The following is a 23,763-nucleotide window of genomic DNA, read 5'->3' on the forward strand; positions in this document are numbered from 1 at the left end:
ACTGGGGATCAGCCGGAAGGACTGGGGAACTGAAGCCATGATGATGAGTATCGAACCGCCCGCCGCCGTGATGGGCCTGCCGCTGCCGACCGCCGACTCGAGCGGCGACGAGCTGTTCCGCATGGGCATGCTGTATTCGACCGGCCAGGGCGGCGCGCCGCTGGACTACGTCTCGGCGCACATGCTGTTCAACCTGGCCGCCATGCGCGGTTCGGTCGAAGCGAAGGTCTATCGCAAGGAACTGTCGCAAGAGATGGCCAGCGAAGACGTCGCCGAAGCCCAGCGCCAGGCGCGCCAATGGCTGGCTCACGGCTGAACCACGGTTCAGCCGTTTCTAGTCTCGGGCCGGACGCTCTCTGGATCCGGCCGTGACTTTCCAACTCAGTTGCTGAAGCCGTTGATGGCGTAGCTGAAGCTGATCGGCAGCAGATCGCGGAAGTACTGCTGCATGAACAGACCCGTCTCGGCCGCGCCGCTGCGCGGCACGTAGACGATGTCGAAGCGGCGAAGCGGCACCAGGTCCGCGCCGCGCGGATCCGTCAGACCCTTCAGAAGATCCGCCGTCCGCATCATGGCCCGCCCGTCGGGGCCGCGCCGGATGATGATCACCTGGCTGCGCTTGGACGAGCTCTTGAACCCGCCGGCCTGGATCACGGCCCGCAGGGCGTCGCCGTCGCCGGCCATGTCGTAGACGCCGGGATTGCCCACCTCGCCGCCGACGAAAACCTTCAGCGGGGCCGTGGCCTTGACCGCCACCTGCACCTGCGGGCGCAGCAGCTGCTGGCCGTAGGCCTGGGTCAGCGAGGCTTCCAGTTCCTCGATCGTGCGGTCGGCGGCCATGACAGGTCCGACCAGCGGCAAAGCGACGCGGCCGTCGGGCTGCACCACCACCGACTTATTAAGCTCCGTGGCCGAAGGTACGGTCACCTCGAGCTCGTCGCCCGGATAGAACCGGTAGGCCGGCTCGCTCTCGCTCCAGTCGGCGTAGCCGATGTTGGGGAACTGGCCGGTGGGACGCGGGGCGGGCGTCAGAGGCTCGCCGTCGACATGGCCGCAGGCCGAGAGGCCGGCGGTCGCGAGCGCCAGGGCCAGGGCGGTGGAGAGGGGGATGCGCCGATCCATGCGACGACTCTTACCAAACATAGGTAACCAAACCTTAAGCCCGGAAGCCCCAGGGTCGGGTGGAAGTTTGGACCTATTGGATTCGCATGTCGACGAGCGCCTGGACAAGCGTGCCGCACGACCCGCCGTCGCGACGCGACTGGGCGGCGCGGGCCCGCTATGCGCCGACCGACTTCGTCACCCTGCTGTGGCGTGAACGCTGGCTGATGCTGGGCGTGTTCCTGGTGATCCTTTTCCTGGGCGCGGCCTTCGCCTTCACGCTCAAGAAGTCCTACACCGCCAGCTCCAGCCTGTTCGTGCGCCTGGGCCAGGAATACGTCTACGAGCCGCGCGCCGGCGACGCCGCCCGCGGCGCGGTGCCCGACGTCGACCAGGTGATCCAGTCGGAAAGCGAGATCCTGGGCAGCGGCGAGCTGCGCGAGCGGGTGATCCGCAAGCTGGGCTTCGCCACCGTGTTCCCGGACGCGGCCGCCAAGTACGCAGCGGCCAATCCCGAGCAGAAGCGCAAGATGATCGCCCAGGGGCGCGACAGCGTCGGCCGCAGCCTGAAGATCGAGACCGCGCCCGACAACTCGATCATCCGCATGTCGTACCAGCACCAGGACCCGGAGACGGCCGAAAAGGTGCTCAACACCCTGCTGGAAGAGTACCTGATCTATCGCCGCAGCCTGCTGATCAACGACGACGACAAGGTGCTGGCGCGCCAGCGCGACAATTTCGAGCAGCGCCTGGCCGAGACCGACACCGCCTACCAGGCCTTCCTGCAGACCAACGACATCGGCGACTTCACCGCCCAGAAGACGGCCCTGACCCAGCTGCAGGCCCAGGTCGAGGCCCAGAAGTACGCGATCGACGCCCAGCTGCAGGATCGCCAGGGGCGCCTGGCCGCCGTGCAGGCCGAGCTTAGCCGCACGCCGGCCGAGGCCGTGCTCTACCGCGACCAGGACATGTCGGCCTCGACCAAGCTGGCCCAGCTGAAGCTCGACCGCGAGGGCCTGCTGGCCCGCTATCTGCCCAACGCCCAGCCGGTGCGCGACATCGACGCCCAGATCGCCCAGCTGGAACAGGGCGTGGCCACCGGCCGCACCAACGGCGAGGGGGCGCGCCGCAGCGGCCCCAACCCGATCTGGCAGACCCTGCAGTCGACCCGCAACGACCTGTCGGCCGAAGTCGCCGCCCTGCGCGAGTCGCAAGGCGCCTACGCCGTGCAGGTGCAGGAAGTGAACGAGCGCCTGCTGCGCCTGGCCCAGCTGGAGCCGCAGTTCAACCAGCTGACCCGCGACCGCGACGTGCTGTCGGCCAACGTCCGCGACTTCACGGTCAAGGAGCAGCAGGACGAGGCCCAGCGCCAGATGTCGGCCGAGAGCAGCGACAACATCCGCATCGTCCAGCGCGCGGTCGCGCCGTCGGAGGGCAAGAGCCTGAAGAAGCCGGTGCTGGTGCTGGCGTTCCTGTTCGCCGCCTTCACCGCCGCTTGCGCGGGCCTGGTGCGGATGCTGCTGCGTCCGGGCCTGCAGACCCCGGCGTCCGCCTCGCGCACCCTTGGCCTGCCGGTCCTGGCGACCGCCGGCGTCAAGCGCGCCGCCTGAGGTCTCGGTGGGCGATTTGGTCGCCTTTCGCGCGAACATGGTTAGGCATTAGTTTCAACGGTCTTCAACGCGCGGCGATTCGGGCGAATGGTGGATTTGAACGTGGAAATGGCTGAACTGTGGGGGTCGCTAGGCGCCCCCGCGGCCGGCCGTGCGCACGTCGTCCAGTTCGTGTCGGCCAGGCGCGGGGAGGGAACCTCGACGGTCGCCCGGGAATTCGCCCGTTTCGCGTCCAGGCGCGCGGGTCGCCGCACCTGGCTGATCGACCTGGACCTGACCACCTCGCCGCAATACCAGGCCATCGCCGCCCAGCCCGACCGCTACGGCCAGCTGGGTTCGGGCGCGGCGGCCAGCCCCGACGGCTCGATGTTCTTCACGGTGCAGCCGCCGGCGCCCCGGCCCGACGGCGGGGTGTGGCCGGACGCCAAGTACGTCGCCGCCCACAGCGTCGGCGGCCCGCGCCTGTGGGTCACCCGCTTCAAGCGCGAGGCCCTGCGCGGCCGGCAGAAGGCCCACATCCTGCCAGGCGTCGAATACTGGGCCAGCTTGCGCCGCCACGCCGAGATCATCGTCGTCGACTGCCCGTCGGCCGACAGCTCGCAGGCCGCCCTGACCATCGCCCAGCACATGGACCAGACCGTCCTGGTGGTCAGCGCCCAGGAGGCCGACGTGCGGCCGCCGGGCCTGTTGCGCGACGCCCTGGCCTCGGCTGGCGGGCGCTGCGCCGGCGTGTTCTTCAACCAGGCCTCGGTGACGCCGCCGAGCTTCCTGCGGGCCATCCTGCCGTGACCTCGTCCTACGGCGGACCGGTCAGCGTCGCGCCGCCCAGGCTCCTGTTTCCCCAGATCGCCATCTTCTCCGTCGCGGTGTTCCTGCTGCTGCTCTACAGCGGCGGCTGGGAACTGCCGCTGGTGGGCGAGAACGCCGACGAGGCCGGCTCCGCCATCCTGCGCGTCGCCTACCTGCCGGCCTATGCGGCGGGCTTTGGCCTGATCGCGCTGGATCCGCGCAACGGCTTCCGCGCCGCCGTCCGCCAACCCTTCCTGTTCGCCCTGATCGGGATCGTCTGCCTGTCGACCTTCTGGTCGATCGCGCCGGACGTCACCACGCGCCGCGCCTTCGCCGTGACCTGCACGACGCTGGGCGGCGTGGCCCTGGCCGCGCGGTTCCGCTGGCGCGAGCTGGCCGAGGTGTTCGCCGCCGCCTTCGCGGTGCTGATCGTGGCTTCGTACGTCGTCTGTCTCGCCGTGCCGCGCATAGGCGTGATGACCGAGCTCTTCCCCGGAGCCTGGCGGGGCCTGTGGCGCGAGAAGAACGGCCTGGGCGGCATGATGGCCTTCGGCTTCTGCATCGTCTCGGCCGCCGCCCTGCTGAACCCCAAGCGCGCCAAGCTGTGGTGGGGCTTCGCGGTGCTGGCGATCGGCCTCGTCCTGATGTCGACCTCGAAGACCTCGCTGGTGTCGCTGATGCTGGGCGTGGCGGCCTTGGGCTTCGTGCTGATCGCCCGGCGCAGCCCGGCGGCGGGGACGGCGGCGACCTGGACGGCGGTGACGGGCGTGGTCCTGCTGGTCGCGTTCATCGTCCTGGCCTCGGACGTGTTCTTCGCCATCCTCGGCAAGGACGCCACCTTGACGGGGCGCACCAAGATCTGGAGCGCGGCGCTGGTCGAGATCCAGGAGCGGCCGTGGCTGGGCTTTGGCTATCACGCCATCTGGGGCGACAAGAGCGGCTGGGGGCCCTTCGCCTGGATCAGCAAGAACGCCGGCTTCCAAGCCCAGCACGCCCACAATTCCTGGCTGGAGCAGTGGCTGGGCATGGGCCTGCTGGGCCTGGCCGCCTGGGGTCTGTTCTATATCCAGACCATGACCCTGGCCCTGATCGCCGTGTTCCGCGACCGGGGCGCCTTGCTCGCCTTCCCGTTCCTGGTGGTCTACAGCCTCGTGGCCCTGACCGAGAGCATCGCGGTGGCCTACAACGACTTCCGCTGGGTGCTGTTCGTGGCCCTAGCGGTGAAGCTGGCGTTTCCGGATCGGGAGCTGGAGCGGTAGGGAAGTTCTCCCCGCGCCTTCCCGTTACTCCCGTCATTCCCGCCCTTGTGGCGGGAAACCCTGGTTCCGCTCGTAGGTGAGGGGCCAGCGGCGTGCTGAGCACGCCGCCCCGACTGCCCTTGCGGCTGCCAGAGGGGTTGCCGCCACAAGGGCGGGAATGACGGGAAGGAGGGGGGTTAGATCCGCGACCACATCGCCGGACGCTCCGGCACTGACCCCAGTCGGTCCAGCGTCGCCGAGCGGAGGGCGACGACGCCGCCTTCCAGCGCGCGCCAGGCCTTCATCCGTCCACTGACGACAACGCGCTCGTCCCAGGCGGCGGGGCCGGCCGAGACCACGTCCAGGCCGATCTGGCGGTAGACGCCGCGCGCCGCGGCGATGGCCCAGGCCGAGCGGACGGGCAGGTCGCGCAGGCCCCAGCGGGCCGAGGCGTAATAGGGCTCGGCGGCCTCGACCAGGCGGCGGGCGAGGGCGGCGACGTCGGCGCGGCGGGCCGGGTCGGTCAGCTGCTCCACCGTCAGGTTCAGCTCGGCTAGCCACGCGCGGGGCACGTAGACCCGGTCGTTGCGGGCGTCCTCGACGATGTCGCGGGCAATGTTGGTCAGCTGGAAGCCCAGGCCAAGGTCCTGGGCGCGGCGCAGGGTCGGCAGGTCGCTGGCCGGCACGCCCATGACGATGGCCATCATCGCGCCGACCACGCCGGCGACGCCCCAGCAATAGGCCAGCAGGTCTTCCAGCGTCTCGTAGGTGCGGCCCTCGACGTCCATGGCGAAGCCGTCGATCAGATCGAGCGCATAGCGCTCGGGAATGCCGCGGCGCAGGGCCACGGTCTGGAAGGCGGCGAAGACCGGATCGGTGGGCGCCTCGCCGGCCAGGGCGCTGCGGGTCTGGGCGTAGAGCGCGGCCAGGCGCGCGGGCGCGTCGGCGACCGGGCTCATGCCGTGGCCCAGGGTCTGGCCGTCGATCACGTCGTCGCAGTGCCGGCACCAGGCGTACAGCATCTCGGCGTCGGCGCGGGTCTGGGCGTCGAACAGGGCGGCGGCGGCCGCGAAGCTCTTGCTGCCCTTCTGGATCGCTTCCCGGCTCTGGGCCTCGATGTCGGCTTCCAGCGCGCTCATTCGGCGGCCGTGGCCTGGGTGGCGAAGTCGTCGATCATCAGGCCGGCCGTGGCCTTGGCGCTGCCGACCACGCCAGGGATGCCCGCGCCCGGATGGGTGCCGGCGCCGACGAAGTAGAGGTTGGGGATCACGTCGTCGCGGTTGTGGGTGCGGAAGAAGGCGCTCTGGGTCAGGATCGGCTCCAGCGAGAAGGCCGCGCCCTTCCAGGCGTTGAGGTCATTCACGAAGTCGTCCGGGGTGATGAAGCGGCTGGTGACCAGGTCCGCCGTCAGGCCCGGAATGTAGTGCTTCTCCAGATAGGCCAGGATCTTGTCGCGATACTTCGGACCCTCGACCGACCAGTCGATGTTCGCCGTCTGCAGGTTAGGCACCGGCGATAGCGCATAGAAGGTCGAGCAGCCCTCCGGGGCCATGGCCGGATCGCTGGCGGTCGGGTGGTGCAGGTAGAGCGAGAAGTCGTCGGCCAGGCCGTCCTTGCCGTAGATCTCGCCGATCAGCTCGCGGTACCGATTGCCGAAGCAGATGGTGTGGTGGCGGATCTCGGGGTGCTGGGTCTTGAGGCCGAAATAGACCACGAACAGCGACGGGCTCCAGCGCTTGCCCTCCAGCGCCTTGCCGACCTTCTGGCCGCGCGGCTCCTCGCGCAGCAGGTGGCGGTAGGTGTGCATGACGTCGGCGTTGGAGGCGACGGTGTCGAAGGCCTCGAAGCCTTCCTTGGTCACCACGCCGGTGACCCGGCCCTCGCGCACGGCGATGCGCTCGACGGGGCGGGACAAGTGCAGCTTGCCGCCCAGGTCGGTGAACAGCTTGGCCAGGGCCCGCACCAGGGCGTGGGTGCCGCCGCGCGGGAACCAGACGCCGCCGCGACGCTCGAGCGCATGGATCAGGGCGTAGATCGACGAGGTCGCGAACGGGCTGCCGCCGACCAGCAGGCTGTGGAACGACAGGGCCTGGCGGACGTGCTCGTCCTTCACGAAGCCGGCGACCTTGTCGTAGACGCTGCGCCAGGCCTGCAGCTTCATCAGCGACGGGGCGGCGGATATCATCGAGCCGAAGTCGAGGAACGGCACCGCGCCCAGCTCGACATAGCCCTTCTGGTACAGCTCTTCGGAATAGTCGTGGAAGCGGCGGTAGCCCTCGACGTCGGCCGGGTTGCGGGCGGCGATCTGGCGGTCGAGGCCTTCCTGGTCGTTGACGTAGTCGAAGACGTCGCCGTCTTCCCACAGCAGCCGGTAGAAGGGATCGACGGGCATCAGGTCGACATAGTCGGCGATGTCGCGGCCCGAGAGCGCGAACAGCTCCTTCAGGCAGTCGGGATCGGTGACGACGGTGGGGCCGGCGTCGAAGGTGAAGCCGTCCTGCTCCCAGACATAGGCGCGGCCGCCCGGCTTCTCGCGCCCTTCGAACAGGGTGACGTCGAAGCCCTGCGACTGCAGGCGCACCGCCAGCGACAGGCCGCCGAAGCCGGCGCCGATGACGGCCGCCTTGGGACGGGGCGGGACCGGGGCGTGGGCGTTCATGCGTCTTGTCCTCCGAACACGGAACTCTCGCTTATGCACTTCATGGCCGCCCGGATCGGCACCGGCGGCTTGCCGACCAGCACCCGGGCCTTGTCGCGCCACGTCAGCCGCGCCGCATAGAAGCGCTGAATGAGCGGGACCGATAGCCGGTAGAACCGCTCCAGCACCCGATAGCGCTCTTCCGGCGCGCAGGCGCGGAACAGCATGCGGTTGAGCAGGCGCAGGAAGCGGCGCTTGCGCCAGGCGGCCTTGGAATGGGCCTCGACGCAGGCGCGGACGCTGGCGCTGGTGATGCGGGGCAGGGCGGCGATCTTGTCGGCCAGCCGCGCGGCGTCGGGCAGGGAATAGCCGGTGGTCGGCTGGAACAGGGCCGCGCGCAGCCCCACCTCCGCCACCTGGGGCCTGGCTTCGCGCCAGTAGCCGTCGATGTCGCCGCCCAGCGCGATGGGCAGCACGCCGTGCTCCTCGCGCTCGACCGCCTCGATGGTCCAGCCCTGGCCCTTGGCGTAGTCGGCGATGGCGGCGCCCAGCGAGGCGCGGTCGAGGCCCGGGCCGTCGCTGTAGCGGGTGTCCTCGATCAGCAGGCGGCGCTCGTCGAGCGGCAGAACGTAGACGAAGCGGTAGCCGTCGGTCTGCGGCACCGTGGCGTCCATGATGATCGGTGCGGTAAGGCCGTGGGGGGCGGAAAGGCGCAGATCCTGGCCGACGAACTTCTGCCAGCCCAGCGCCAGGCGCTTGCTGCGCCGCGGCCCGCGACCGTCGATCACCGCGCCGGCGACGACGCGGCGGCCGTCGGCCAAAGTGACCTGATGAGGATTGACGTCGACCACGGCCACGCTGGTCCAGGCGTCGGGGCCCAGGACGCGGCCGACCACCTCGTGCAGGCGGCGCGAGGTGATGGCCAGGTAAGGCGTCGGCAGGCGGCGGGCGTGGGCGGGGAAGCGCACCTCGTAGCCGGTCCAGCGATGCACGATCAGCGGCCGCAGCCAGCCGCCGATGGCCGCGTCGACGTCGGTCTCGAAGTGGCACCAGGTGTGCTCGCCGCCGATCGTGGCCTCGCGCTCCAGCAACAGCACCCGCAAGCCCGGCCGCAGCGCTTTCAGGCGCAGGGCGATCAGGCTGTTGGCCAGTCCGCCGCCCACCAGGACGACGTCGGCGCGAAGCGCGGCGGAAGCGGATTCCATCGTCCTGGCTCTAGCACGAAAGAACGACGCTCACGCCAGCGCTATGACGCAAAGCGCGCGCCCGTTTGGGCGTTGCACCCGGGCGGTCGAGGCGATAGGGGAGCGCGCACAGGAGCGCCCCCACATGTCAGAAGCCGCCATCATCGACGGGAAGGCCTTCGCCGCCCGCCTGCGCCAGACCATCGCCGCCGAGGTCGCGGCCCTGAAGGCCGAGCACGGCCTGACGCCGGGCCTGGCCGTCGTGCTGGTGGGCGAGGATCCGGCCAGCCAGGTCTATGTGCGCAGCAAGGGCGAGCAGACCCTGGAAGCAGGCATGCACTCCGAGACCCACCGCCTGCCGGCCGAGACCTCGCAGGCCGAGCTCCTGGCGCTGGTCGAGCGGCTGAACTCCGATCCGGCCGTGCACGGCGTGCTGGTGCAGTTCCCGGTGCCCGACCACATCAGCCAGGCCGCGGTGGTCGCCGCCATCTCACCCGACAAGGACGTCGACGGCCTGACCGTGGCCAACGCCGGTCGCCTGGCCAGCGGCCTGCCGGCCCTGACGCCCTGCACCCCGACCGGCTGCATGATGCTGCTGCGCGACCAGTTGGGGGAACTGTCGGGCAAGCGCGCCGTGGTCATCGGCCGCTCGAACCTGATGGGCAAGCCGATGGCCCAGCTGCTGCTGGCCGCCGACTGCACCGTCACCATCGCCCATTCGCGCACCAAGGACCTGCCGGCCGTCGTACGCGAAGCCGACATCGTCGTGGCCGCCGTCGGCCGCCCGCAGATGGTCAAGGCCGACTGGGTCAGGCCCGGCGCGGTGGTCATCGACGTCGGCATCAACCGGATCCCCAAGGACGACGGCAAGACCCGCCTCGTGGGCGACGTGGCCTTCGACGAGGTCAAGGCCGTCGCCAGCGCCATCACGCCGGTGCCCGGCGGCGTGGGCCCCATGACCATCGCCTGCCTGCTGGCCAACACCGTCCTGGCCGCCAAGCGCCTGAACGGCGTGGGCGAATAATCTTCCTTCCTCCCGTCATTCCCGCCCTTGTGACGGGAGTGGGGTCTGGAACGAAGAAAGCCGGGGCGAGGGCCCCGGCTTTCTTGTTTTCAGATCTGATTTCGACCGATCAGCCGGCCAGGTACTCGGCCACGCGGCCCTCAAGCTCCAGCGCCAGGGCGCGGCCCACGGGGTGCTCGTCGGTCTTGATGGCGTCGCGGACGCAGGCCTTGATCGCGTCGATATGCGCGTCGACCAGGAACATCGGCGCCTGCAGGCGCGTCGCCGGATCGTCGATCAGCTTGCACAGCGAGGCGGCCAGGCGGGTGATCAGCGGAAATTCGTAGGTGGCGCCCAGGCCCTTCAGGTCGTGGGCGCGCAGGTAGAGGGTCTCGACCGTCTGGGCGTTGAGACCGTCGGCGCGCACGCCCTGGCGGGCGGCTTCCAGCTTGACGATCTCGTCGTCGAGCCACTGGGCGAAATTGCCCGACAGGCTCTTGAGCGCGGCTTCGGCCTTGGCGATCGCGGCCATGTCGATACCGCCGCGTCCGCCCACCTTGAGCTTGAGCATGTTCGGCACCTGGATCACCTCAGCGGTGGGCTTGTTCATCGGGTCGCCTCCCCGTCGGCGTTACTTAGGGAACGGTCACACGACAGGCGTTAACAATGAGTGAGACGAAGGTTTCACTCCACAGACCTGTGTCGAGTTTCCGACGTCCTCGCCTACGCCGAAAACTGTTCTGTCAGTACGCGCTCCTCGAGACTGCGGCCCGCGTCGAACAACATCGATAGGGTCGAACCCCGGTCCTCGGAGATGTGCACCTCGACGACGTCGCGGACTTCGTAGTTGTCGGCCACGGCGCTGACGGGTCTCTTATCGCATTCCAGGACCTCGAACGTCACCCTCGCGCTCTGCGGCAAAAGCGCGCCCCGCCACCTACGCGGGCGAAAGGCGCTGATCGGGGTCAGGGCCAGCACCTGGGCGCCGAGGGGAATGATCGGTCCGTGGGCCGAGAGATTGTAGGCGGTCGAGCCGGCCGGGGTGGCCACCAGCGCGCCGTCGCAGACCAGTTCGCCCATCCGCACCTTGCCGTCGATCGAGATGCGCAGCTTGGCCGTCTGGCGGGTCTGGCGCAGCATAGAGACCTCGTTGATCGCCAGGGCCCGGTGCTGGCGACGACGCGAGTCGATGGCGACCATCGCCAGCGGGTGGATGACGGCGCGTTCGGCGGCGTTGATCCGCGCCAGCAGCTCGTCCTCGCTGTACTCGTTCATCAGGAAGCCGACCGAGCCGCGGTTCATGCCGTAGATCGGCTTCTGGTTCAGGATCGTCTCGTGCAGCATTTCCAGCATGAAGCCGTCGCCGCCGAGGGCGACGACGATCTGGGCGTCGTCGCCGGCGTCGCCGTAGCGGGCCGCCAGGCGCTCGCGGGCCTCCTGGGCTTCGGGACGGTCGCTGGCCTTGAAGGTCAGGCGAGTCGAGTACGGCTGGGCTTGGAACATGTCGCCCCAAGTGGCGGGATCACCGGGCGCTTGTCAAACAACGGAAGGCGAAGCCTTCGTCAGGCGGCGCTGACGGCTTGGCGGAAGGCCATGGCGGCGATGTCCGGGCGGAACGGGCCGAAGGCGCCGCTGGCCTTGCGGGCGGCTTCCGCGCCGCCGCCGGGGCGTCCGCCGTTCAGCTGGCGCACGTGCTCGAGGATGGTCGGGAAGACGCTGCGGTCGATGCCGACGGCCGAGCAGGCCAGGGCCAGGAGCTCGGGGCGATTGCTGTCGATGGCGCGGCGCACCTGGCGCACGTCGAAGCGGCCAAGGCGGGCCATGGCGAACACGAACAGCGGCAGGCGGCCCTCGCGCAGCACGCGCAGCAGGTAGCCGGGGCGCAGCTGGCCGGCGGCGTCGAGCTTCTCGACCAGCGCCGCCTCCATCTCCTCGCGGTCGGCCTCGTCCTCGATGGCGAGGGCGGCGGGAGCGGAAGGCAGAAGGCCCAGATGCGCGGCGTGGGTGGCTTCGTCCACGGCGGCCTGCATCCTGGCGGGGTCGAGGTCGAAGCGAACGGCCAGGGCGTCGCGCAGGGCGCGGCCGACCCACAGATAGAGCTGCTCGGCCAGCAGGGGCGACAGGCTGGGATGGCGGGCCAGGGGCGAGCGGAGGGCCACGACCTCCTTGGCCTGGGCGACCAGGCGGCCCATGGCGTCCTGGTTGATCTCGGCGCTCGGATTGCCGGCCAGCGCCGTCAGCACCGCCGGCTCGCTCTGCGAGAGGATGGCCTCGACCACCGGCGCGCGCAGGCCGGGGCGGCGGGCGACCTCGATCTGATGCTCCAGCGTGGCCTGCACCAAAAGGCGGATCAGGTCGTGGTCCTGCAGCACCGGGCTGCGGGCGATGATCGGGCGGGCGATCTCGATTTCGTCGAGGGCCAGGATGTTGACCAGCGCCGACGGCGCCCAGTTCGCGTCTGCCAGGCGCTCGGCCAGGCGCTGGCGGATTTCGCGCTCGGCCTCGACCACCAGGGTCATGAAGATCGAATCGAGCAGGATCTGGATCTCGGGCGCGGCGGGTCTGCCTTGCGCCTCGCCGGCTTCACAGAGGTCGACGATGCCGGCGAGCAGGCGTTCGCGATCCTCCGGCTCGCGGGAGCGAGCCAGGGCGAGAAGTTCGGCGGTCTGCGCGGCTTGGCTCACGACCCTCCTCGGGCGCCAAACGGAACTGTGGCTACCTTGGTGTTCCCAGATGAAAACATGCTTAAACAGGTCAAGCCACGGAACCCGGAGACTAGCGGCGCTCTGTCGCAGGTGAATCCGGGGATGTGAAAGAGGAAACGCGTATGGGGCGAGCACTGATCCTGGCTCTGGACCAGGGAACGACCAGCACCCGGGCCATCCTGTTCGATCACGAGGGCAGGGCGGTGGCCGAGGCCGGGCGTCCGCTGCGTCAGAGCTATCCCCATGACGGCTGGGTCGAGCACGACGCCGAGGAGATCGCGGCGGCTTGCGTGGCGGTTATCCGCGAGGCGGTCGAAAAGTCGGGCTGCGAGGTCTCCGACGTGGCCGCCCTGGGCGTGACCAACCAGCGCGAAACGGTGGTGATCTGGGACAAGGCCACCGGCCGCCCGATCCATCCGGCCATCGTCTGGCAGGACCGCCGCACCGCCGAGGCCTGCGAAAAGCTGCGCAAGGACGGCAAGGAGGAGCGGGTCACGGCCGTCACCGGCCTGCTGCTCGATCCGTATTTCTCGGCCACCAAGATCGCCTGGCTGCTCGACAACGTGCCTGGCGCCCGCGCCCGGGCCGAGGCCGGCCAACTGCTGGCCGGCACGATGGACGCCTGGACGATCTGGAAGCTGACCGGCGGTGCGCGCCACGTTACCGACGCCACCAACGCCTCGCGCACCCTGTTGTTCGATATCCAGACCCAGGACTGGTCGGACGAGATGCTGGACCTGTTCGGCGTGCCGCGCGCGCTGCTGCCGCAGGTGCTGGACTGCGCCGCCGACTTCGGCGAGGTCGGCGCCCAGGTGCTGGGCCGGCCGCTGCCGATCCGCGGCGTGGCCGGTGACCAGCAGGCGGCGCTGATGGGCCAGGGCTGCATCCGCCCCGGCGAAATGAAGGCAACCTACGGCACCGGCTGCTTCATGCTGATCAACACCGGAACCACGCGGGCGGTTTCGGCCTCGCGCCTTCTGACGACGGTGGCCGCGCGGGTGGACGGCCAGGCGACCTACGCCCTGGAAGGCTCGATCTTCGTGGCCGGCGCGGCGATCCAGTGGCTGGGCGAGGGGCTGGGCGTCACCGGCGGTCCGCGCGCGGCCGAGGCCCTGGCCCGCGCCGCCAAGGCCGATCATGGCGTCGTCGTGGTGCCGGCCTTCACGGGCCTGGGCGCGCCCTGGTGGGATGCGAAAGCCCGTGGCGCGATCTTCGGCCTGACTCGCGACGCCGGCCTGCCCGAGATCGCCGCGGCCACCTACGACGCCAGCGCCCTGCAGAGCCGCGACCTGATCGAGGCGATGCGCGCCGACGCGCCTGACGCCTTCACGGGCGAGGCGGAACTGCGCATCGACGGCGGCATGTCCAAGAGCGCCTGGTTCAGCCAGCGCCTGGCCGACCTGACCGGCCTGCCGGTGGCCAGGGCCAGCTACCAGGAGACCACGGCCCTGGGCGCGGCCCTGTTCGCGGGACTGGGGGCGGGGCTTTACGACTCGCTGGAGGCGGCGGCCAAGGCCCGTCCCTCGGCCGAGGATCTGAAGCCGGCCATGCCCGTCCACGCCCGCGAGGCCGCCTACGCCCGCTGGCTGGACGCCGTGCCGCGCGTCCGTTCCTGAAAACGTCAAATCGCGCGGCGCGCTGCGAAAGGCGTCTCGCCAACCTGGGCGGGCATTGCTATGACATCGCTGTCATAAGCAAGAACCACAAGGGAGGCCCCGACGTATGACCGCGACGCGCCGCACCGTCACGCTGGCTCTCGGAGCCGGCGCAGCCATCGCCGCCGGAGGCTTCTCCATGTCTGCTCAAGCCGCCGCCCACGAGACCGTGGGCTCCATACGCCGCCTGTCGCCCGCGCTCGACGCGGTGATCGCCCCGGATGCGAAGATCGAGAAGCTGGCCGACGGCTTCGTCTGGTCGGAAGGTCCGGTGTGGGTGAAGGATGGCCGCTACCTCGTCTTCTCCGACGTGCCGGCCAACATCATGTACCGCTGGAGCCAGAAGGACGGCAAAAGCGTCTTCCTGCAGCCTTCCGGCTACGACGGCCCGCCGACCAAGGTCTTCCGCGAGCCGGGCTCGAACGGCATGGCTCTGGACGCCAAGGGCGACCTGCTGGTCTGCAATCACGGCCAGCGGGCGATCACGAAGCTCGATCTGAAGACCAAGGCCCGCTCGGTCGTCGTCGACCGCTATCAGGGCAAGCGCTTCAACAGCCCAAACGACCTGGCCGTGGCCAAGTCGGGCGCGATCTACTTCACCGATCCGCCCTACGGCCTGGAGGGGCTGGACGCCTCGCCGGTCAAGGAGCTGGCTTTCAACGGCGTCTATCTGCTGCGCGCCGACGGCTCGCTGGCGGTGGTCGACGACAGGGTGACCTTCCCCAACGGCGTGGCCCTGAGCCCCGACGAGAAGCGCCTGTACGTCGCCGTCTCCGATCCGAACGGACCGGTGATCATGGCCTACGACCTGGGCGCCGACGGCCTGCCGACGTCGCGCAAGGTGTTCTTCGACGCGAGCGCCCTGCACAAGGCCGGCGGCCCCGGTCTGCCCGACGGCATGTGCCTGGACACCGAAGGCCGGCTCTACGCCACGGGGCCGTGCGGGGTGCTGGTGATCACGCCGGCCGGCGAACTGATCGGCGTCATCGAGACCGGCGGGCCGATCGCCAACTGCGCCTTCGGCGAGGACGGCAAGACTCTGTTCCTGACCGCCGACAAGACCCTGGCGCGCGTGCATCTGAAGACGACCGGCCTGGTCTGGTAGCAAGGCAGGGAGAGGCGAGGGTGATGAACAAGCGCACGTTCATGCAGGCCGGCCTCGCCGCCGGCGCCATGGCCGCCACGGCTCCGGCGGCCGCGCTGGCCCAGGCCAAGGCCGAGGGCCGCAAGCTCGGCTACGCCATGCTGGGCCTTGGCTACTATGCCACCCAGATCATCATGCCGCGCTTTGCCGAGTGCGAGCATTCCAAGCTGACCGCCCTGGTCAGCGGCACGCCAGAGAAGCTGGCCAAGTACGGCGCTCAGCACGGGATCCCGGAAAAGAGTCGCTATTCGTACGAGACCTTCGACCGGATCATCGACGATCCGGCGGTCGACATCGTCTACGTGGTCACGCCCAACAGCCTGCACCGCACCTTCACCGAGTGGGCGGCCAGGGCCGGCAAGCACGTGATGTGCGAAAAGCCGATGGCGACCTCGGTGGCCGATGGGGAGGCCATGATCGCCGCCTGCAAGGCCGCCGGCCGCAAGCTGATGATCGGCTATCGCAGCCGCTTCGAGCCGCACAACCTCGACGCCATCGCCCTGGCGCGCGGCGGGGCGCTGGGTCCGGTGACGACCATCGTCGCCGACCACGGCTGGACATCGTCGGACCCGAACATGTGGCGCGTGAAGAAGGCGCTGTCGGGCGGCGGCAGTCTGATGGACATAGGCATCTACAGCCTCAACGCCGCCCGCTACCTGACCGGCGAAGAGCCGATCGCGGTCAACGCCATGGAGTCGACCGACCGCACGAACCCGGTGTTCGCCGAGGTCGAGGACACCATCAATTTCCAGCTCTTGTTCCCATCGGGCGCGACGGCCAACTGCGTGTCGACCTACAGCGCCAACTGCAATCGCTATCGGGTTTCCGGCCCCAAGGGCTGGGTCGAGATCGATCCGGCCACCAGCTACGAGGGCCAGACCATGCGGGCCAATCTCGACGGCCAGGCGAAGCTTCGCACTCCGCCGGCGACGAGGAAGAGCCAGTTCGCCGGTCAGTTGGATCATCTGTCGGAATGCATCCTCACCGGCCGCGACCCGATCGTGCCGGGCGAGGAGGGCCTGAAGGACCTGCGGATCATCGAGGCCATCTACAGGGCGGCCCGCGAAGGCCGGACGGTGAAGCTTTAGCGCCCTGCGTCCTTCGAGGCCCGCGGCGCGGGCGCCTCAGGATGAGGAAGTCAGTGCAACAGCGTCCTCATCCTGAGGTGCAAGCCGCAGGCGAGCCTCGAAGGACGCACGACGACAACGACGGAACGGATACGCCATGACCCGAAGGCTCGCTCTCGCCATCACCGTCGCCCTGGCTCTGCCCGCCATAGCCCAGGCCCAGCAGCGCGTGGCCCTTTGGCCGAACGGCGCGCCGGGCTTCGAGGCTCGCAAGGCCATTCCCGAGCAGTCGGCCGAGTACTGGGCCAAGTCGATCAACGACCCGTCGGTGACGGCCTACCTGCCGCCGGCCGACAAGGCCACGGGCGCGGCGGTGATCGTGCTGCCGGGCGGCGGCCACAAGATGCTGGTCATCCACCCGGAAGGGACCGACGTCGCCAAGGTGCTGGGGCCCATGGGCGTGGCGGTGTTCGTGCTGAAGTACCGCCTCAGCCAGGAAGAGGGCTCGCCCTACACAATCGACCATGCCCGCCAGGACGCGGTACGGGCCGTGCGTGTCGTCCGCTCGCGCGCCGCCGAGTTCGGCGTGGACCCCAGGAAGATCGGCCTGATGGGCTTTTCCGGCGGCGGCGAGATCGTCGACTTGGCCGTTTACGGCTCGGCGGCCAAGGATCCCAAGGTGGACGCGGTCGACGCCGTCAGCGGCCGACCCGATTTTCAGGTGCTGATCTATCCGGGTCCCACGGGCATTCCCGACAAGATCCCGGCCGACGCGCCGCCGGCCTTCATCCTCGCGGCCGACGACGACGAGTGCTGCTCGGCCCCGCCGGTGGAACTGCTGACCAAGTTCCGCGCCGCCAAGGTTCCGGTCGAGTTCCACCTGTTCCAGAGCGGCGGCCACGCCTTCAACATGGGTTTCCGGACGGACAAGGCGGCGATCAAGGTCTGGCCGGAGCGGCTGTGCGACTGGCTGGCGGACAATGGTTGGCTGGGGAAGCGGTAAAGCTGCCTTTGCTGCTTCCCAATCGCTTTCCTGGGCCTTGTGCCCAGGATCCATCGTTCAGCCGCTCAGACCTTTGCGGAATGGTCTGAGCTGTCGCCGGCATGGGCCCTCGCCACAAGGGCGAGGGAAGCGAAATGGTGGGATGGGCCCCGGAAGCCTCAGTCTGCCGCGTCCACATAGGCTCGCACCCGCGCGAACAGCTCCTCGAACATCGGCGTCGTCAGGCGGCCGGTGTTCGTGTTGAGCCGCGAGCAGTGATAGCTGTTGAAGATGCGGTAGGGGCCGGCCTGGAACTCCGAGCCGTGGCCGGGGATGCCGGCCGAGGCCTTCAGGCCCAGGGTCTTGAGCACGTTGCGGCGCGAGACGTCGCCCAGGGTGACGATGGCCTTGAGGTTGGGGAACATGTCCAGCCGCGCCTTCAGGAAGGGGCGGCAAGTGTTCTCCTCGACGGTCTCGGGCTTGTTGCCGGGCGGTGCGCAGCGCACGGCGTTGGTCACCGCGCTGCCGACCAGCTTCAGCGAGTCGTCGATCCGGGCCTCGAACTTGCCGGTGGCGAAACCGTACTTGATCAGGGTCTCGTAGAGCAGCGTGCCGGCGTAGTCGCCGGTGAACGGCCGGCCCGTGCGGTTGGCGCCCTTGCGGCCAGGCGCCAGGCCCACGACCAGCAGACGGGCGTCCTTGTCGCCGAACGACGGGGCCGGGCCGTTGAAATAGTCCGGATAGAGTTCCTGGTTCTCGCGGCGATAGGCCACCAGGCGCGGGCACAGCGGGCAGTCGCGCGGCGGTTCGGCCGGCGAGGGGACGACCTCGCCGACGATGTTGGAATGCTGCATGAGGTCGGCTCTCAGTATTCGTCTTCGGCTTCGCGCTCGGCCGGGCTGCGTTGGTCGGTCGAGGCGTAGCGCTGTTGCGGCGCGCGTTGCGGGCGACCGATGATGTTGCCCAGGTCGTTGAGGTCGACGAAGTTGTCGGCTTGGCGGCGCAGGTCGTCGCTGGTCATCGGCGGCTGGCTCTTCATCGTCGATACCACGGTGACCCGGCGGCCCTTCCGCTGGACGGCTTCGACCAGGGCGCGGAAGTCGCCGTCGCCCGAGAACAGCACCATGTGGTCGACGGTCTCGGCCATCTGCAGCATGTCGACCGCGATCTCGATGTCCATGTCGCCGCGCCAGCGCTTGCGGCCCTGGCTGTCGGTGTATTCGCGGGCCGGCTTGGTCACCAGGGTGAAGCCGTTGTAGTCCAGCCAGTCCACCAGCGGCCGGATCGGCGAATAGTCGTCGTTCTCGGCGATGGCGGTGTAGTAGTAGGCGCGCACGAGCAGGCCGCGCTTCTTGAACTCGTCGAGGAGCTTACGATAGTCGATGTCGAAGCCCAGCGCCTTGGCGGCGGAATAGAGATTGGCCCCGTCGATGAACAGCGCCAACCGCTCGGTCGGGTAGAAGGTCACGGGTCTAATTCCTTGAAAAATCGGCTTGATCGAAATGGTCTGGACGCGGCCGTGGTCGTCGCCCTCGGCTGTAATCTGCCGGGAGCCTACACGAGTCGCGAGGCTCTGTTGGAGGCGGCTGTGTCGGCGCTCGCCGGCGAGGGCATGGCGGTGGTCGTCCGCTCGGGATGGTGGACCTCGGCCGCCTGGCCCGACCCCGCCGGGCCGGCCTATCTGAACGGCGTCGCGCTGGTGGAGACCGGCCTCTCGCCGGTCGAGACCCTGGCCGGGCTGCATCGCGTCGAGGCCGCGTTCGGCCGCGCCCGATCCGAACGCAACGCCGCCCGCACGCTCGACCTCGATCTGATCGCCCATGGGCGGACGGTGACGGACGGCAATCTCGTCCTGCCGCACCCGCGCGCCCACGAGCGCCTGTTCGTGATGGGGCCGCTGACGGAGGTGGCGCCGGGCTGGACTCATCCTGTGCTGGGAGAGAGCGCGAAGGCGCTTGCCACGAGGGCGACGGTAGGAGCCGACGCCAAGCCGTACCCCCACCCGTAAGATCCTCGCTTTCGCGGGGATTTTACGGAAGGGGGAGGTGGGTTCATCCGCTCAACCAAGCCTTCATGTTGTTCCGGCTGGACTTTGCCTTCCGGAAAAGGCATAGACGCCGCCTCGCGAAAGCTGGGTGACAACCGAAGCGGCGTTGCGTGACGCCGCACGGAGCCCTATTTTGAGAGACCTTACGGTCAGCCCGAGGAATTCATGGCCCGCGTCACCGTCGAAGATTGCGTCGAGAAGGTTCCCAACCGCTTCGCGCTCGTCCTGCTGTCGGCGCACCGCGCTCGCGGCATCTCGGCCGGCGCGGCCCTGATGGTCGACCGCGACAACGACAAGAACCCGGTCGTCGCCCTGCGCGAGATCGCTGACGACGTGATCGATCACGAGGGGCTCAAGGAGCACCTGATCACCACGCTGCAGCGCGTCGACGAGCACTCGGAAGCCGAGGAAGAGGCCGAAACCCTCGCCCTGCTGGCCGATCCGACCCACATGCAGATGAGCGAACTGGAACTCGTTCGCGCGCTGCAGAGCGACCGCGACGGCGGTCAGGAGGAGCGGTACTGAGCCCCGACGGCGCAGACCCTCTGATCATCGAAGCGGCGCCCGCCGCCGCTCCGTCCGAACGCGCGCCCGAATCTGTCTCGTCAGAGACGGAGTCGGGCGCGTCTTCGTCTGAGCTTCCTGTCGCCGCGGCGCTCGCCGCGACCGCGCTGGAAGCCCCGCCGGCTCCGAAGCCGCGCAAGTTCCTTCGCCAGTACGAGCTGATCGAGCGGGTCCACGCCTACGACCCGACGGCCGACGAGGCCCTGCTCAACCGCGCCTACGTCTTCGCCATGCGCATGCACGGCAGCCAGACGCGCGCCAGCGGCGACCCCTACTACGCCCACCCGATCGAGGTGGCGGGCATCCTCACCGAGTATCGGCTCGACACCGCGACCATCGTCACCGCGCTTCTGCACGACGTCATCGAGGACACGCCGGTCACCAAGGAGGAGATCGGCAAGCTGTTCGGCGAGGAGATCGCCGAGCTGGTCGAGGGCGTCACCAAGCTCTCGAAGCTGGAGCTGCAGGCCGAGCACACGCGCCAGGCCGAGAACCTGCGCAAGTTCATCCTGGCCATCTCCAAGGACGTCCGCGTCCTACTGGTCAAGCTGGCCGACCGTCTGCACAACATGCGGACGCTGCACTTCATCAAGAACCAAGCCAAGCGCGAGCGCATCGCCCGCGAGACGCGCGACATCTATGCGCCGCTGGCCCGCAACATCGGCTGCCACCGCATCTGCACCGAGCTGGAGGAGCTGTCCTTCCAGCACACCAACCCGGTCGCCCGCGACGCGATCGTCCGCCGTCTGGCGAAGCTGCGCGAAGAGCAGGGCGGCGCGGTGGCGCTGGTCAGCCAGGAGATCCAGGCCCGTCTGGAATCGGCCAATCTGCCGGCCCGCGTGTTCGGCCGCGAAAAGGCCCCTTACTCGATCTGGCGCAAGCTGCAGCGCAAGTCGATCGGCTTCTCGCAGATGTCCGACATCTACGCCTTCCGCGTGATCGTCGACAGCGAGGAGGACTGCTATCGGGCCCTCGGCGTCGTGCACCGGGCCTGGTCCAGCGTGCCCGACCGCTTCAAGGACTTCATCTCGACGCCTAAGCGCAACAACTACCGCTCGCTGCACACCACGGTGGTGGGGCCGCGCGGCATGCGCATCGAGATGCAGATCCGCACAGAGTCCATGGACCGCGTGAACGAAGAGGGGGTGGCCGCCCACTTCCGCTACAAGGACGCCTCCTACGGCCTCGACCTTGAGGGCATGGAGGCCGCCGGCGGCCGCGACCCGCTGGCCAACCTGCGCCAGCTGGTGCAGGTGCTCGAGCACGGCGGCGACAGCGAGGAGCTGGTCGAGCACGCCAAGCTCGAGATGTTCCTCGACCAGGTGTTCGTGTTCACGCCCAAGGGAAGGCTGGTCAGCCTGCCCCGGGGCGCGATGCCGCTGGACTTCGCCTACGCCGTCCACACCAGCGTCGGCGACACCTGCATCGGCGTGAAGATCAACGGCGAGCTCAAGCCCCTGCGCACCATCCTCACCAACGGCGACGTGGTCGAGGTGATCCGCGGCTCCAAGCCGGTGGTGCCGCCGGACTGGCGCTCGCTGACGGTCACGGGCCGCGCCCGCTCGGCCATCCGCCGCCACATCCGCCAGACCGAGAAGGAAGAGTTCCTGCGCCTGGGCCGGGTGTCGGTCGAGCAGACCTTCGAGCGGGCCGGCAAGAACCTCAAGGACGTGTCGCTGCGTCCGATCCTGGAACGCTTCGCGCTGGAGAGCGAGGAGGCCCTGTTCGACGCCGTCGGTCGTGGGCGCGTCACGCCCAGCCAGGTTCTGGAGACGGCGTTCCCCGGCATGGTCGACGCCGACCGCGAGGCGGCCACGGCGCGCCGCAAGATCGAGGGCGGCAAGGGCGCTAGGCTCTATGTGCGCGGCGGCGGGCTGACGCCCGGCGTCTCGCTGCACTTCGCCCACTGCTGCAGCCCGGTGCCGGGCGACCGCATCGTCGGCATCCTGCGCGAAGACGCGGCCAAGGATCAGGACGGGGGGCTCGACGTCCACACCATCGACTGTCCGAAGCTGGCCGAATACGAGGACCGCGAGGACCTCTGGCGCGACCTCAACTGGACGCCCGAGGCCGAGCGCGACACCGTCTCGCTGGCCCGCCTGCACGCCACCATCGGCAACGCGCCGGGCGTGCTGGGCCAGGTCTGCACGATCATCGGCGAGGCCGGCGGCAACATCGTCAATCTGCGCATGCACCACCGGCAGAGCGACTTCTTCGACACCGACATCGACGTCGAGGTGCGCGACGCCAAGCACCTGACCAACATCTCGGCGGCGCTGCGCACCTGCCCGTCGGTCGAGACGGTGGACCGGACGCGGGGCTGACCCCGTGCGTGGCCCTCGTCCTTCGACAAGCTCAGGATGAGGACCATTTCGGGCGGAGCGGTCGCAGGAAAACCTCACCCTGAGCTTGTCGAAGGGCGGGGTTTTCGCCCTCGCCTCAGGCCGCCTTCACCGGCTGCTCGATCCAGAGACCAAAGCCCACCGCCAGGCGGTTCCAGCCGTTGATGACGTTGATCATCAGGGTCAGCTTGACCTGCTCCTCATCGCTGAACTGCGCGGCCAGGTCGGCGTGGGCCGCTTCCTGCGTGTGGCCTTCCGACAGGCGGGTGAGGGCCTCGGTCCAGGCCAGGGCGGCGCGTTCGCGAGGCGTGTAGCAGGGCGCCTCGCGCCAGGCCGACAACAGGTAGATGCGCTGCTCGGTCTCGCCCTGGGCGCGGGCCTCGACCGTATGCATGTTGATGCAGTTGGCGCAGGCGTTGATCTGCGAGGCGCGGATCTTGACCAGTTCGACCAGGCTGGGCTCCAGGCCGGCGGCGATGGTGGTCGAGGCGGCGAACCAGGACTTCATCACGGCCGGAGCGGCGGCGAAGGGATCGAGCTTGGCGGTCATGGCGGGTCTCCTTTGAGAGGGTTGCGCCGCCATGACGAGGCGAGGGCCGCGCGTGTGACGCGGCCTCGCGAAAAAAGTTCAGTTCGCGCCGCGCAGGGCCGCCACGGCGTCGCGCGTGGCCTGGGTGAGCGGCGTGGGCAGGGCGTCCAGCGCGAACCAGCCCCAGTCGGCGATCGCCTCGGGTTCCTGGATCGCCGGCTCGCCCACGCAGCCGTCGGCGCGATAGGTCACGGCCAGCCAGTGGCTGGTCTCGTCGATCATGTCGGTCACCGCCAGCACCGGGCCGGCGGCGATCCCGATCCCCAGCTCCTCGCGGATCTCGCGCTCGGCGCAGGCGCGGCCCGGCTCGCCCCAGTCGAGCTTGCCGCCCGGCTGGCCCCAATGACCGGTCTCGGGCTGGCGACGGCGCCGGACCAGCAGGATGCGACCCTGGGCGTCGATGATGGCCGCGCCGCAGCCGACGCGGGGACGGGGAGGGGAGTCGTTCATGGCCGCTGTCCTACGCCCCTTTGTCTGTGGTTTGTAGACTCGCCGCGCTGGCCTTATATCCACGGCTCATGACCAACGACGACGTCCTCGAAGAATTCCGCGCCGCCGGCGCCCTGCGCGAAGGCCACTTCGTGCTGTCCAGCGGCCTGCACAGCCCGGTCTTCCTGCAGAAGAACCTGGTGTTCATGCGGCCCGAGCGCTGCGAGCGCCTGTGCAAGGCCCTGGCCGACAAGATCGTGGCCACGGTGGGCCATGTCGACGTGGCGGTTTCGCCCGCCGTCGGCGGCATCATCCCCGGCTACGAGACCGCCCGTCACCTGAACGTGCCGTCGATCTATGTCGAGCGCGAGGGCGGCGGCTTCAAGTTCCGTCGCGGCTTCCACATCGAGCCGGGCCAGAAGGTCGTGATGGTCGAGGACATCGTCACCACCGGCCTGTCGTCGCGCGAATGCATCCAGGCGATCAAGGACGCCGGCGGCGACGTCGTGGCCGCGGCCTGCATCGTCGACCGCTCGGGCGGCAAGGTCGATGTCGGCGTGCCGCTGATCGCCCTGGCCAGCCTCGAAGTCCCGGCCTATCCGGCCGACGCCCTGCCGCCCGAACTGGCCGCGATCCCGATCGAGGATCCGGGCAGTCGCCGGCTGAAGGGCTGAGG

At 69.3% G+C, this 23,763-nt stretch carries 24 protein-coding genes and 1 pseudogene; 13 read left to right on the forward strand and 12 right to left on the reverse strand.

Going from position 1 to position 23,763, the window contains the following annotated elements; genetic code table 11:
* Positions 1-37: 37 nt before the first annotated feature.
* Positions 38-316, forward strand: coding sequence for an SEL1-like repeat protein (locus C1707_RS14400; RefSeq protein WP_058350531.1), 279 nt, complete (start codon positions 38-40; stop codon positions 314-316).
* 65 nt (positions 317-381) lie between these two features.
* Here the strand turns inward: C1707_RS14400 and C1707_RS14405 are convergent, their stop codons facing one another.
* Positions 382-1,122, reverse strand: a complete 741-nt coding sequence (locus C1707_RS14405) for a polysaccharide biosynthesis/export family protein (protein WP_101712008.1) — start codon at positions 1,120-1,122, stop codon at positions 382-384.
* 86 nt (positions 1,123-1,208) lie between these two features.
* On the opposite strand from C1707_RS14405, the gene C1707_RS14410 reads away from it, so the two are divergent.
* The 3 genes from C1707_RS14410 to C1707_RS14420 all read left to right on the forward strand — a co-directional run bounded on the left by C1707_RS14410 (position 1,209) and on the right by C1707_RS14420 (position 4,759).
* Positions 1,209-2,711, forward strand: a complete 1,503-nt coding sequence (locus C1707_RS14410; RefSeq protein ID WP_101712009.1) for a GumC family protein — start codon at positions 1,209-1,211, stop codon at positions 2,709-2,711.
* An 87-nt stretch (positions 2,712-2,798) separates the two neighbouring features.
* Positions 2,799-3,500: a P-loop NTPase family protein gene (locus tag C1707_RS14415; protein ID WP_101712010.1), complete on the forward strand. Its 702-nt coding sequence runs from the start codon at positions 2,799-2,801 to the stop codon at positions 3,498-3,500.
* A gap of 44 nt (positions 3,501-3,544) precedes the next feature.
* Positions 3,545-4,759: an O-antigen ligase family protein gene (locus C1707_RS14420; RefSeq protein WP_101712243.1), complete on the forward strand. Its 1,215-nt coding sequence runs from the start codon at positions 3,545-3,547 to the stop codon at positions 4,757-4,759.
* Between the two features lie 176 nt (positions 4,760-4,935).
* Here C1707_RS14420 and C1707_RS14425 read toward each other — a convergent pair whose 3' ends face one another.
* Genes C1707_RS14425 through crtY form a run of 3 tightly spaced genes read right to left on the reverse strand, consistent with a single transcriptional unit; the run spans position 4,936 to position 8,581 of the window.
* Entirely contained in the window at positions 4,936-5,877 is a 942-nt protein-coding gene (locus C1707_RS14425; protein WP_101712011.1) for a phytoene/squalene synthase family protein, read from the reverse strand.
* On the reverse strand, positions 5,874-7,397 hold the full coding sequence (locus C1707_RS14430; protein WP_101712012.1) for a phytoene desaturase: 1,524 nt from the start codon (positions 7,395-7,397) through the stop codon (positions 5,874-5,876). The genes C1707_RS14425 and C1707_RS14430 overlap by 4 nt, the downstream gene beginning before the upstream one ends.
* Complete coding sequence (gene crtY, locus C1707_RS14435) at positions 7,394-8,581, reverse strand: lycopene beta-cyclase CrtY (RefSeq protein ID WP_101712013.1); 1,188 nt, start codon at positions 8,579-8,581, stop codon at positions 7,394-7,396. Before crtY ends, C1707_RS14430 begins: the two co-directional genes overlap by 4 nt.
* A gap of 124 nt (positions 8,582-8,705) precedes the next feature.
* Here crtY and folD point away from each other — a divergent pair, with 124 nt between their 5' ends.
* A complete protein-coding gene (gene folD, locus C1707_RS14440; protein WP_101712014.1) occupies positions 8,706-9,584 on the forward strand; it encodes a bifunctional methylenetetrahydrofolate dehydrogenase/methenyltetrahydrofolate cyclohydrolase FolD in 879 nt (292 codons plus the stop codon).
* Positions 9,585-9,693: 109 nt separating this feature from the next.
* Here the strand turns inward: folD and C1707_RS14445 are convergent, their stop codons facing one another.
* From C1707_RS14445 to C1707_RS14455, 3 genes are all read right to left on the reverse strand, one after another.
* Positions 9,694-10,173, reverse strand: a complete 480-nt coding sequence (locus tag C1707_RS14445) for an Hpt domain-containing protein (RefSeq protein WP_101712015.1) — start codon at positions 10,171-10,173, stop codon at positions 9,694-9,696.
* A 113-nt stretch (positions 10,174-10,286) separates the two neighbouring features.
* A complete protein-coding gene (locus C1707_RS14450; protein ID WP_058350522.1) occupies positions 10,287-11,066 on the reverse strand; it encodes an NAD kinase in 780 nt (259 codons plus the stop codon).
* Positions 11,067-11,125: 59 nt separating this feature from the next.
* The gene (locus C1707_RS14455; protein WP_101712016.1) at positions 11,126-12,247 is read right to left on the reverse strand and encodes a DUF2336 domain-containing protein; all 1,122 of its coding nucleotides are present in this window, start codon (positions 12,245-12,247) and stop codon (positions 11,126-11,128) included.
* 143 nt (positions 12,248-12,390) lie between these two features.
* On the opposite strand from C1707_RS14455, the gene glpK reads away from it, so the two are divergent.
* The 3 genes from glpK (at position 12,391) to C1707_RS14470 (ending at position 16,155) form a co-directional block, all read left to right on the forward strand.
* On the forward strand, positions 12,391-13,884 hold the full coding sequence (gene glpK / locus C1707_RS14460; protein WP_101712017.1) for a glycerol kinase GlpK: 1,494 nt from the start codon (positions 12,391-12,393) through the stop codon (positions 13,882-13,884).
* 106 nt (positions 13,885-13,990) lie between these two features.
* On the forward strand, positions 13,991-15,028 hold the full coding sequence (locus C1707_RS14465) for an SMP-30/gluconolactonase/LRE family protein (protein WP_240633704.1): 1,038 nt from the start codon (positions 13,991-13,993) through the stop codon (positions 15,026-15,028).
* A gap of 23 nt (positions 15,029-15,051) precedes the next feature.
* Positions 15,052-16,155, forward strand: coding sequence for a Gfo/Idh/MocA family protein (locus C1707_RS14470; RefSeq protein WP_101712018.1), 1,104 nt, complete (start codon positions 15,052-15,054; stop codon positions 16,153-16,155).
* On the opposite strand, the pseudogene C1707_RS27180 reads toward C1707_RS14470, so the two are convergent.
* Positions 16,152-16,293 (reverse strand): annotated as a pseudogene (locus C1707_RS27180) (hypothetical protein). The gene C1707_RS14470 and the pseudogene C1707_RS27180 sit on opposite strands and share 4 nt — an antisense overlap.
* Between C1707_RS27180 and C1707_RS14475 the strand changes: the two are divergent.
* Entirely contained in the window at positions 16,292-17,137 is an 846-nt protein-coding gene (locus C1707_RS14475; RefSeq protein ID WP_101712019.1) for an alpha/beta hydrolase, read from the forward strand. The pseudogene C1707_RS27180 and the gene C1707_RS14475 sit on opposite strands and share 2 nt — an antisense overlap.
* Before the next feature lie 158 nt (positions 17,138-17,295).
* Here the strand turns inward: C1707_RS14475 and C1707_RS14480 are convergent, their stop codons facing one another.
* Both C1707_RS14480 and C1707_RS14485 read right to left on the reverse strand, forming a co-directional pair.
* Positions 17,296-17,970: a uracil-DNA glycosylase gene (locus C1707_RS14480; RefSeq protein WP_101712020.1), complete on the reverse strand. Its 675-nt coding sequence runs from the start codon at positions 17,968-17,970 to the stop codon at positions 17,296-17,298.
* 11 nt (positions 17,971-17,981) lie between these two features.
* Positions 17,982-18,584: a LabA-like NYN domain-containing protein gene (locus C1707_RS14485; protein ID WP_101712021.1), complete on the reverse strand. Its 603-nt coding sequence runs from the start codon at positions 18,582-18,584 to the stop codon at positions 17,982-17,984.
* A 12-nt stretch (positions 18,585-18,596) separates the two neighbouring features.
* On the opposite strand from C1707_RS14485, the gene folK reads away from it, so the two are divergent.
* From folK to C1707_RS14500, 3 genes are all read left to right on the forward strand, one after another.
* Positions 18,597-19,124 carry a 2-amino-4-hydroxy-6-hydroxymethyldihydropteridine diphosphokinase gene (folK, locus tag C1707_RS14490; protein ID WP_101712022.1) on the forward strand — a complete coding sequence of 176 codons (528 nt, stop codon included), beginning with the start codon at positions 18,597-18,599 and terminating at the stop codon, positions 19,122-19,124.
* A 204-nt stretch (positions 19,125-19,328) separates the two neighbouring features.
* On the forward strand, positions 19,329-19,688 hold the full coding sequence (gene rpoZ, locus C1707_RS14495) for a DNA-directed RNA polymerase subunit omega (RefSeq protein WP_058350513.1): 360 nt from the start codon (positions 19,329-19,331) through the stop codon (positions 19,686-19,688).
* Between the two features lie 269 nt (positions 19,689-19,957).
* On the forward strand, positions 19,958-22,051 hold the full coding sequence (locus tag C1707_RS14500) for a RelA/SpoT family protein (protein WP_240633705.1): 2,094 nt from the start codon (positions 19,958-19,960) through the stop codon (positions 22,049-22,051).
* 115 nt (positions 22,052-22,166) lie between these two features.
* Here C1707_RS14500 and C1707_RS14505 read toward each other — a convergent pair whose 3' ends face one another.
* A complete protein-coding gene (locus C1707_RS14505; RefSeq protein ID WP_101712024.1) occupies positions 22,167-22,619 on the reverse strand; it encodes a carboxymuconolactone decarboxylase family protein in 453 nt (150 codons plus the stop codon).
* A 78-nt stretch (positions 22,620-22,697) separates the two neighbouring features.
* Complete coding sequence (locus C1707_RS14510) at positions 22,698-23,108, reverse strand: NUDIX domain-containing protein (RefSeq protein WP_101712025.1); 411 nt, start codon at positions 23,106-23,108, stop codon at positions 22,698-22,700.
* 68 nt (positions 23,109-23,176) lie between these two features.
* Here C1707_RS14510 and pyrE point away from each other — a divergent pair, with 68 nt between their 5' ends.
* Entirely contained in the window at positions 23,177-23,761 is a 585-nt protein-coding gene (pyrE, locus tag C1707_RS14515; RefSeq protein WP_101712026.1) for an orotate phosphoribosyltransferase, read from the forward strand.
* Positions 23,762-23,763: the final 2 nt, after the last annotated feature.

It is taken from the genome of Caulobacter flavus (genome assembly GCF_003722335.1).
GTDB classification, from domain to species: domain Bacteria; phylum Pseudomonadota; class Alphaproteobacteria; order Caulobacterales; family Caulobacteraceae; genus Caulobacter; species Caulobacter flavus.

Excerpts from the sequence above, each read along its gene's own strand:
- pyrE (WP_101712026.1), top strand. The coding sequence starts at position 23,177 with ATGACCAACGACGACGTCCTCGAAGAATTCCGCGCCGCCGGCGCCCTG.
- C1707_RS14475 (WP_101712019.1), top strand. The coding sequence starts at position 16,292 with ATGACCCGAAGGCTCGCTCTCGCCATCACCGTCGCCCTGGCTCTGCCC.
- C1707_RS14465 (WP_240633704.1), top strand. The coding sequence starts at position 13,991 with ATGACCGCGACGCGCCGCACCGTCACGCTGGCTCTCGGAGCCGGCGCA.
- C1707_RS14430 (WP_101712012.1), bottom strand. The coding sequence starts at position 7,397 with ATGAACGCCCACGCCCCGGTCCCGCCCCGTCCCAAGGCGGCCGTCATC.
- C1707_RS14510 (WP_101712025.1), bottom strand. The coding sequence starts at position 23,108 with ATGAACGACTCCCCTCCCCGTCCCCGCGTCGGCTGCGGCGCGGCCATC.
- C1707_RS14500 (WP_240633705.1), top strand. The coding sequence starts at position 19,958 with ATGCGCATGCACGGCAGCCAGACGCGCGCCAGCGGCGACCCCTACTAC.
- C1707_RS14400 (WP_058350531.1), top strand. The coding sequence starts at position 38 with ATGATGATGAGTATCGAACCGCCCGCCGCCGTGATGGGCCTGCCGCTG.
- crtY (WP_101712013.1), bottom strand. The coding sequence starts at position 8,581 with ATGGAATCCGCTTCCGCCGCGCTTCGCGCCGACGTCGTCCTGGTGGGC.
- rpoZ (WP_058350513.1), top strand. The coding sequence starts at position 19,329 with ATGGCCCGCGTCACCGTCGAAGATTGCGTCGAGAAGGTTCCCAACCGC.
- folD (WP_101712014.1), top strand. The coding sequence starts at position 8,706 with ATGTCAGAAGCCGCCATCATCGACGGGAAGGCCTTCGCCGCCCGCCTG.
- C1707_RS14450 (WP_058350522.1), bottom strand. The coding sequence starts at position 11,066 with ATGTTCCAAGCCCAGCCGTACTCGACTCGCCTGACCTTCAAGGCCAGC.
- C1707_RS14470 (WP_101712018.1), top strand. The coding sequence starts at position 15,052 with ATGAACAAGCGCACGTTCATGCAGGCCGGCCTCGCCGCCGGCGCCATG.
- C1707_RS14425 (WP_101712011.1), bottom strand. The coding sequence starts at position 5,877 with ATGAGCGCGCTGGAAGCCGACATCGAGGCCCAGAGCCGGGAAGCGATC.
- C1707_RS14410 (WP_101712009.1), top strand. The coding sequence starts at position 1,209 with ATGTCGACGAGCGCCTGGACAAGCGTGCCGCACGACCCGCCGTCGCGA.
- glpK (WP_101712017.1), top strand. The coding sequence starts at position 12,391 with ATGGGGCGAGCACTGATCCTGGCTCTGGACCAGGGAACGACCAGCACC.
- C1707_RS14445 (WP_101712015.1), bottom strand. The coding sequence starts at position 10,173 with ATGAACAAGCCCACCGCTGAGGTGATCCAGGTGCCGAACATGCTCAAG.
- C1707_RS14480 (WP_101712020.1), bottom strand. The coding sequence starts at position 17,970 with ATGCAGCATTCCAACATCGTCGGCGAGGTCGTCCCCTCGCCGGCCGAA.
- C1707_RS14505 (WP_101712024.1), bottom strand. The coding sequence starts at position 22,619 with ATGACCGCCAAGCTCGATCCCTTCGCCGCCGCTCCGGCCGTGATGAAG.
- C1707_RS14415 (WP_101712010.1), top strand. The coding sequence starts at position 2,799 with ATGGTGGATTTGAACGTGGAAATGGCTGAACTGTGGGGGTCGCTAGGC.
- C1707_RS14405 (WP_101712008.1), bottom strand. The coding sequence starts at position 1,122 with ATGGATCGGCGCATCCCCCTCTCCACCGCCCTGGCCCTGGCGCTCGCG.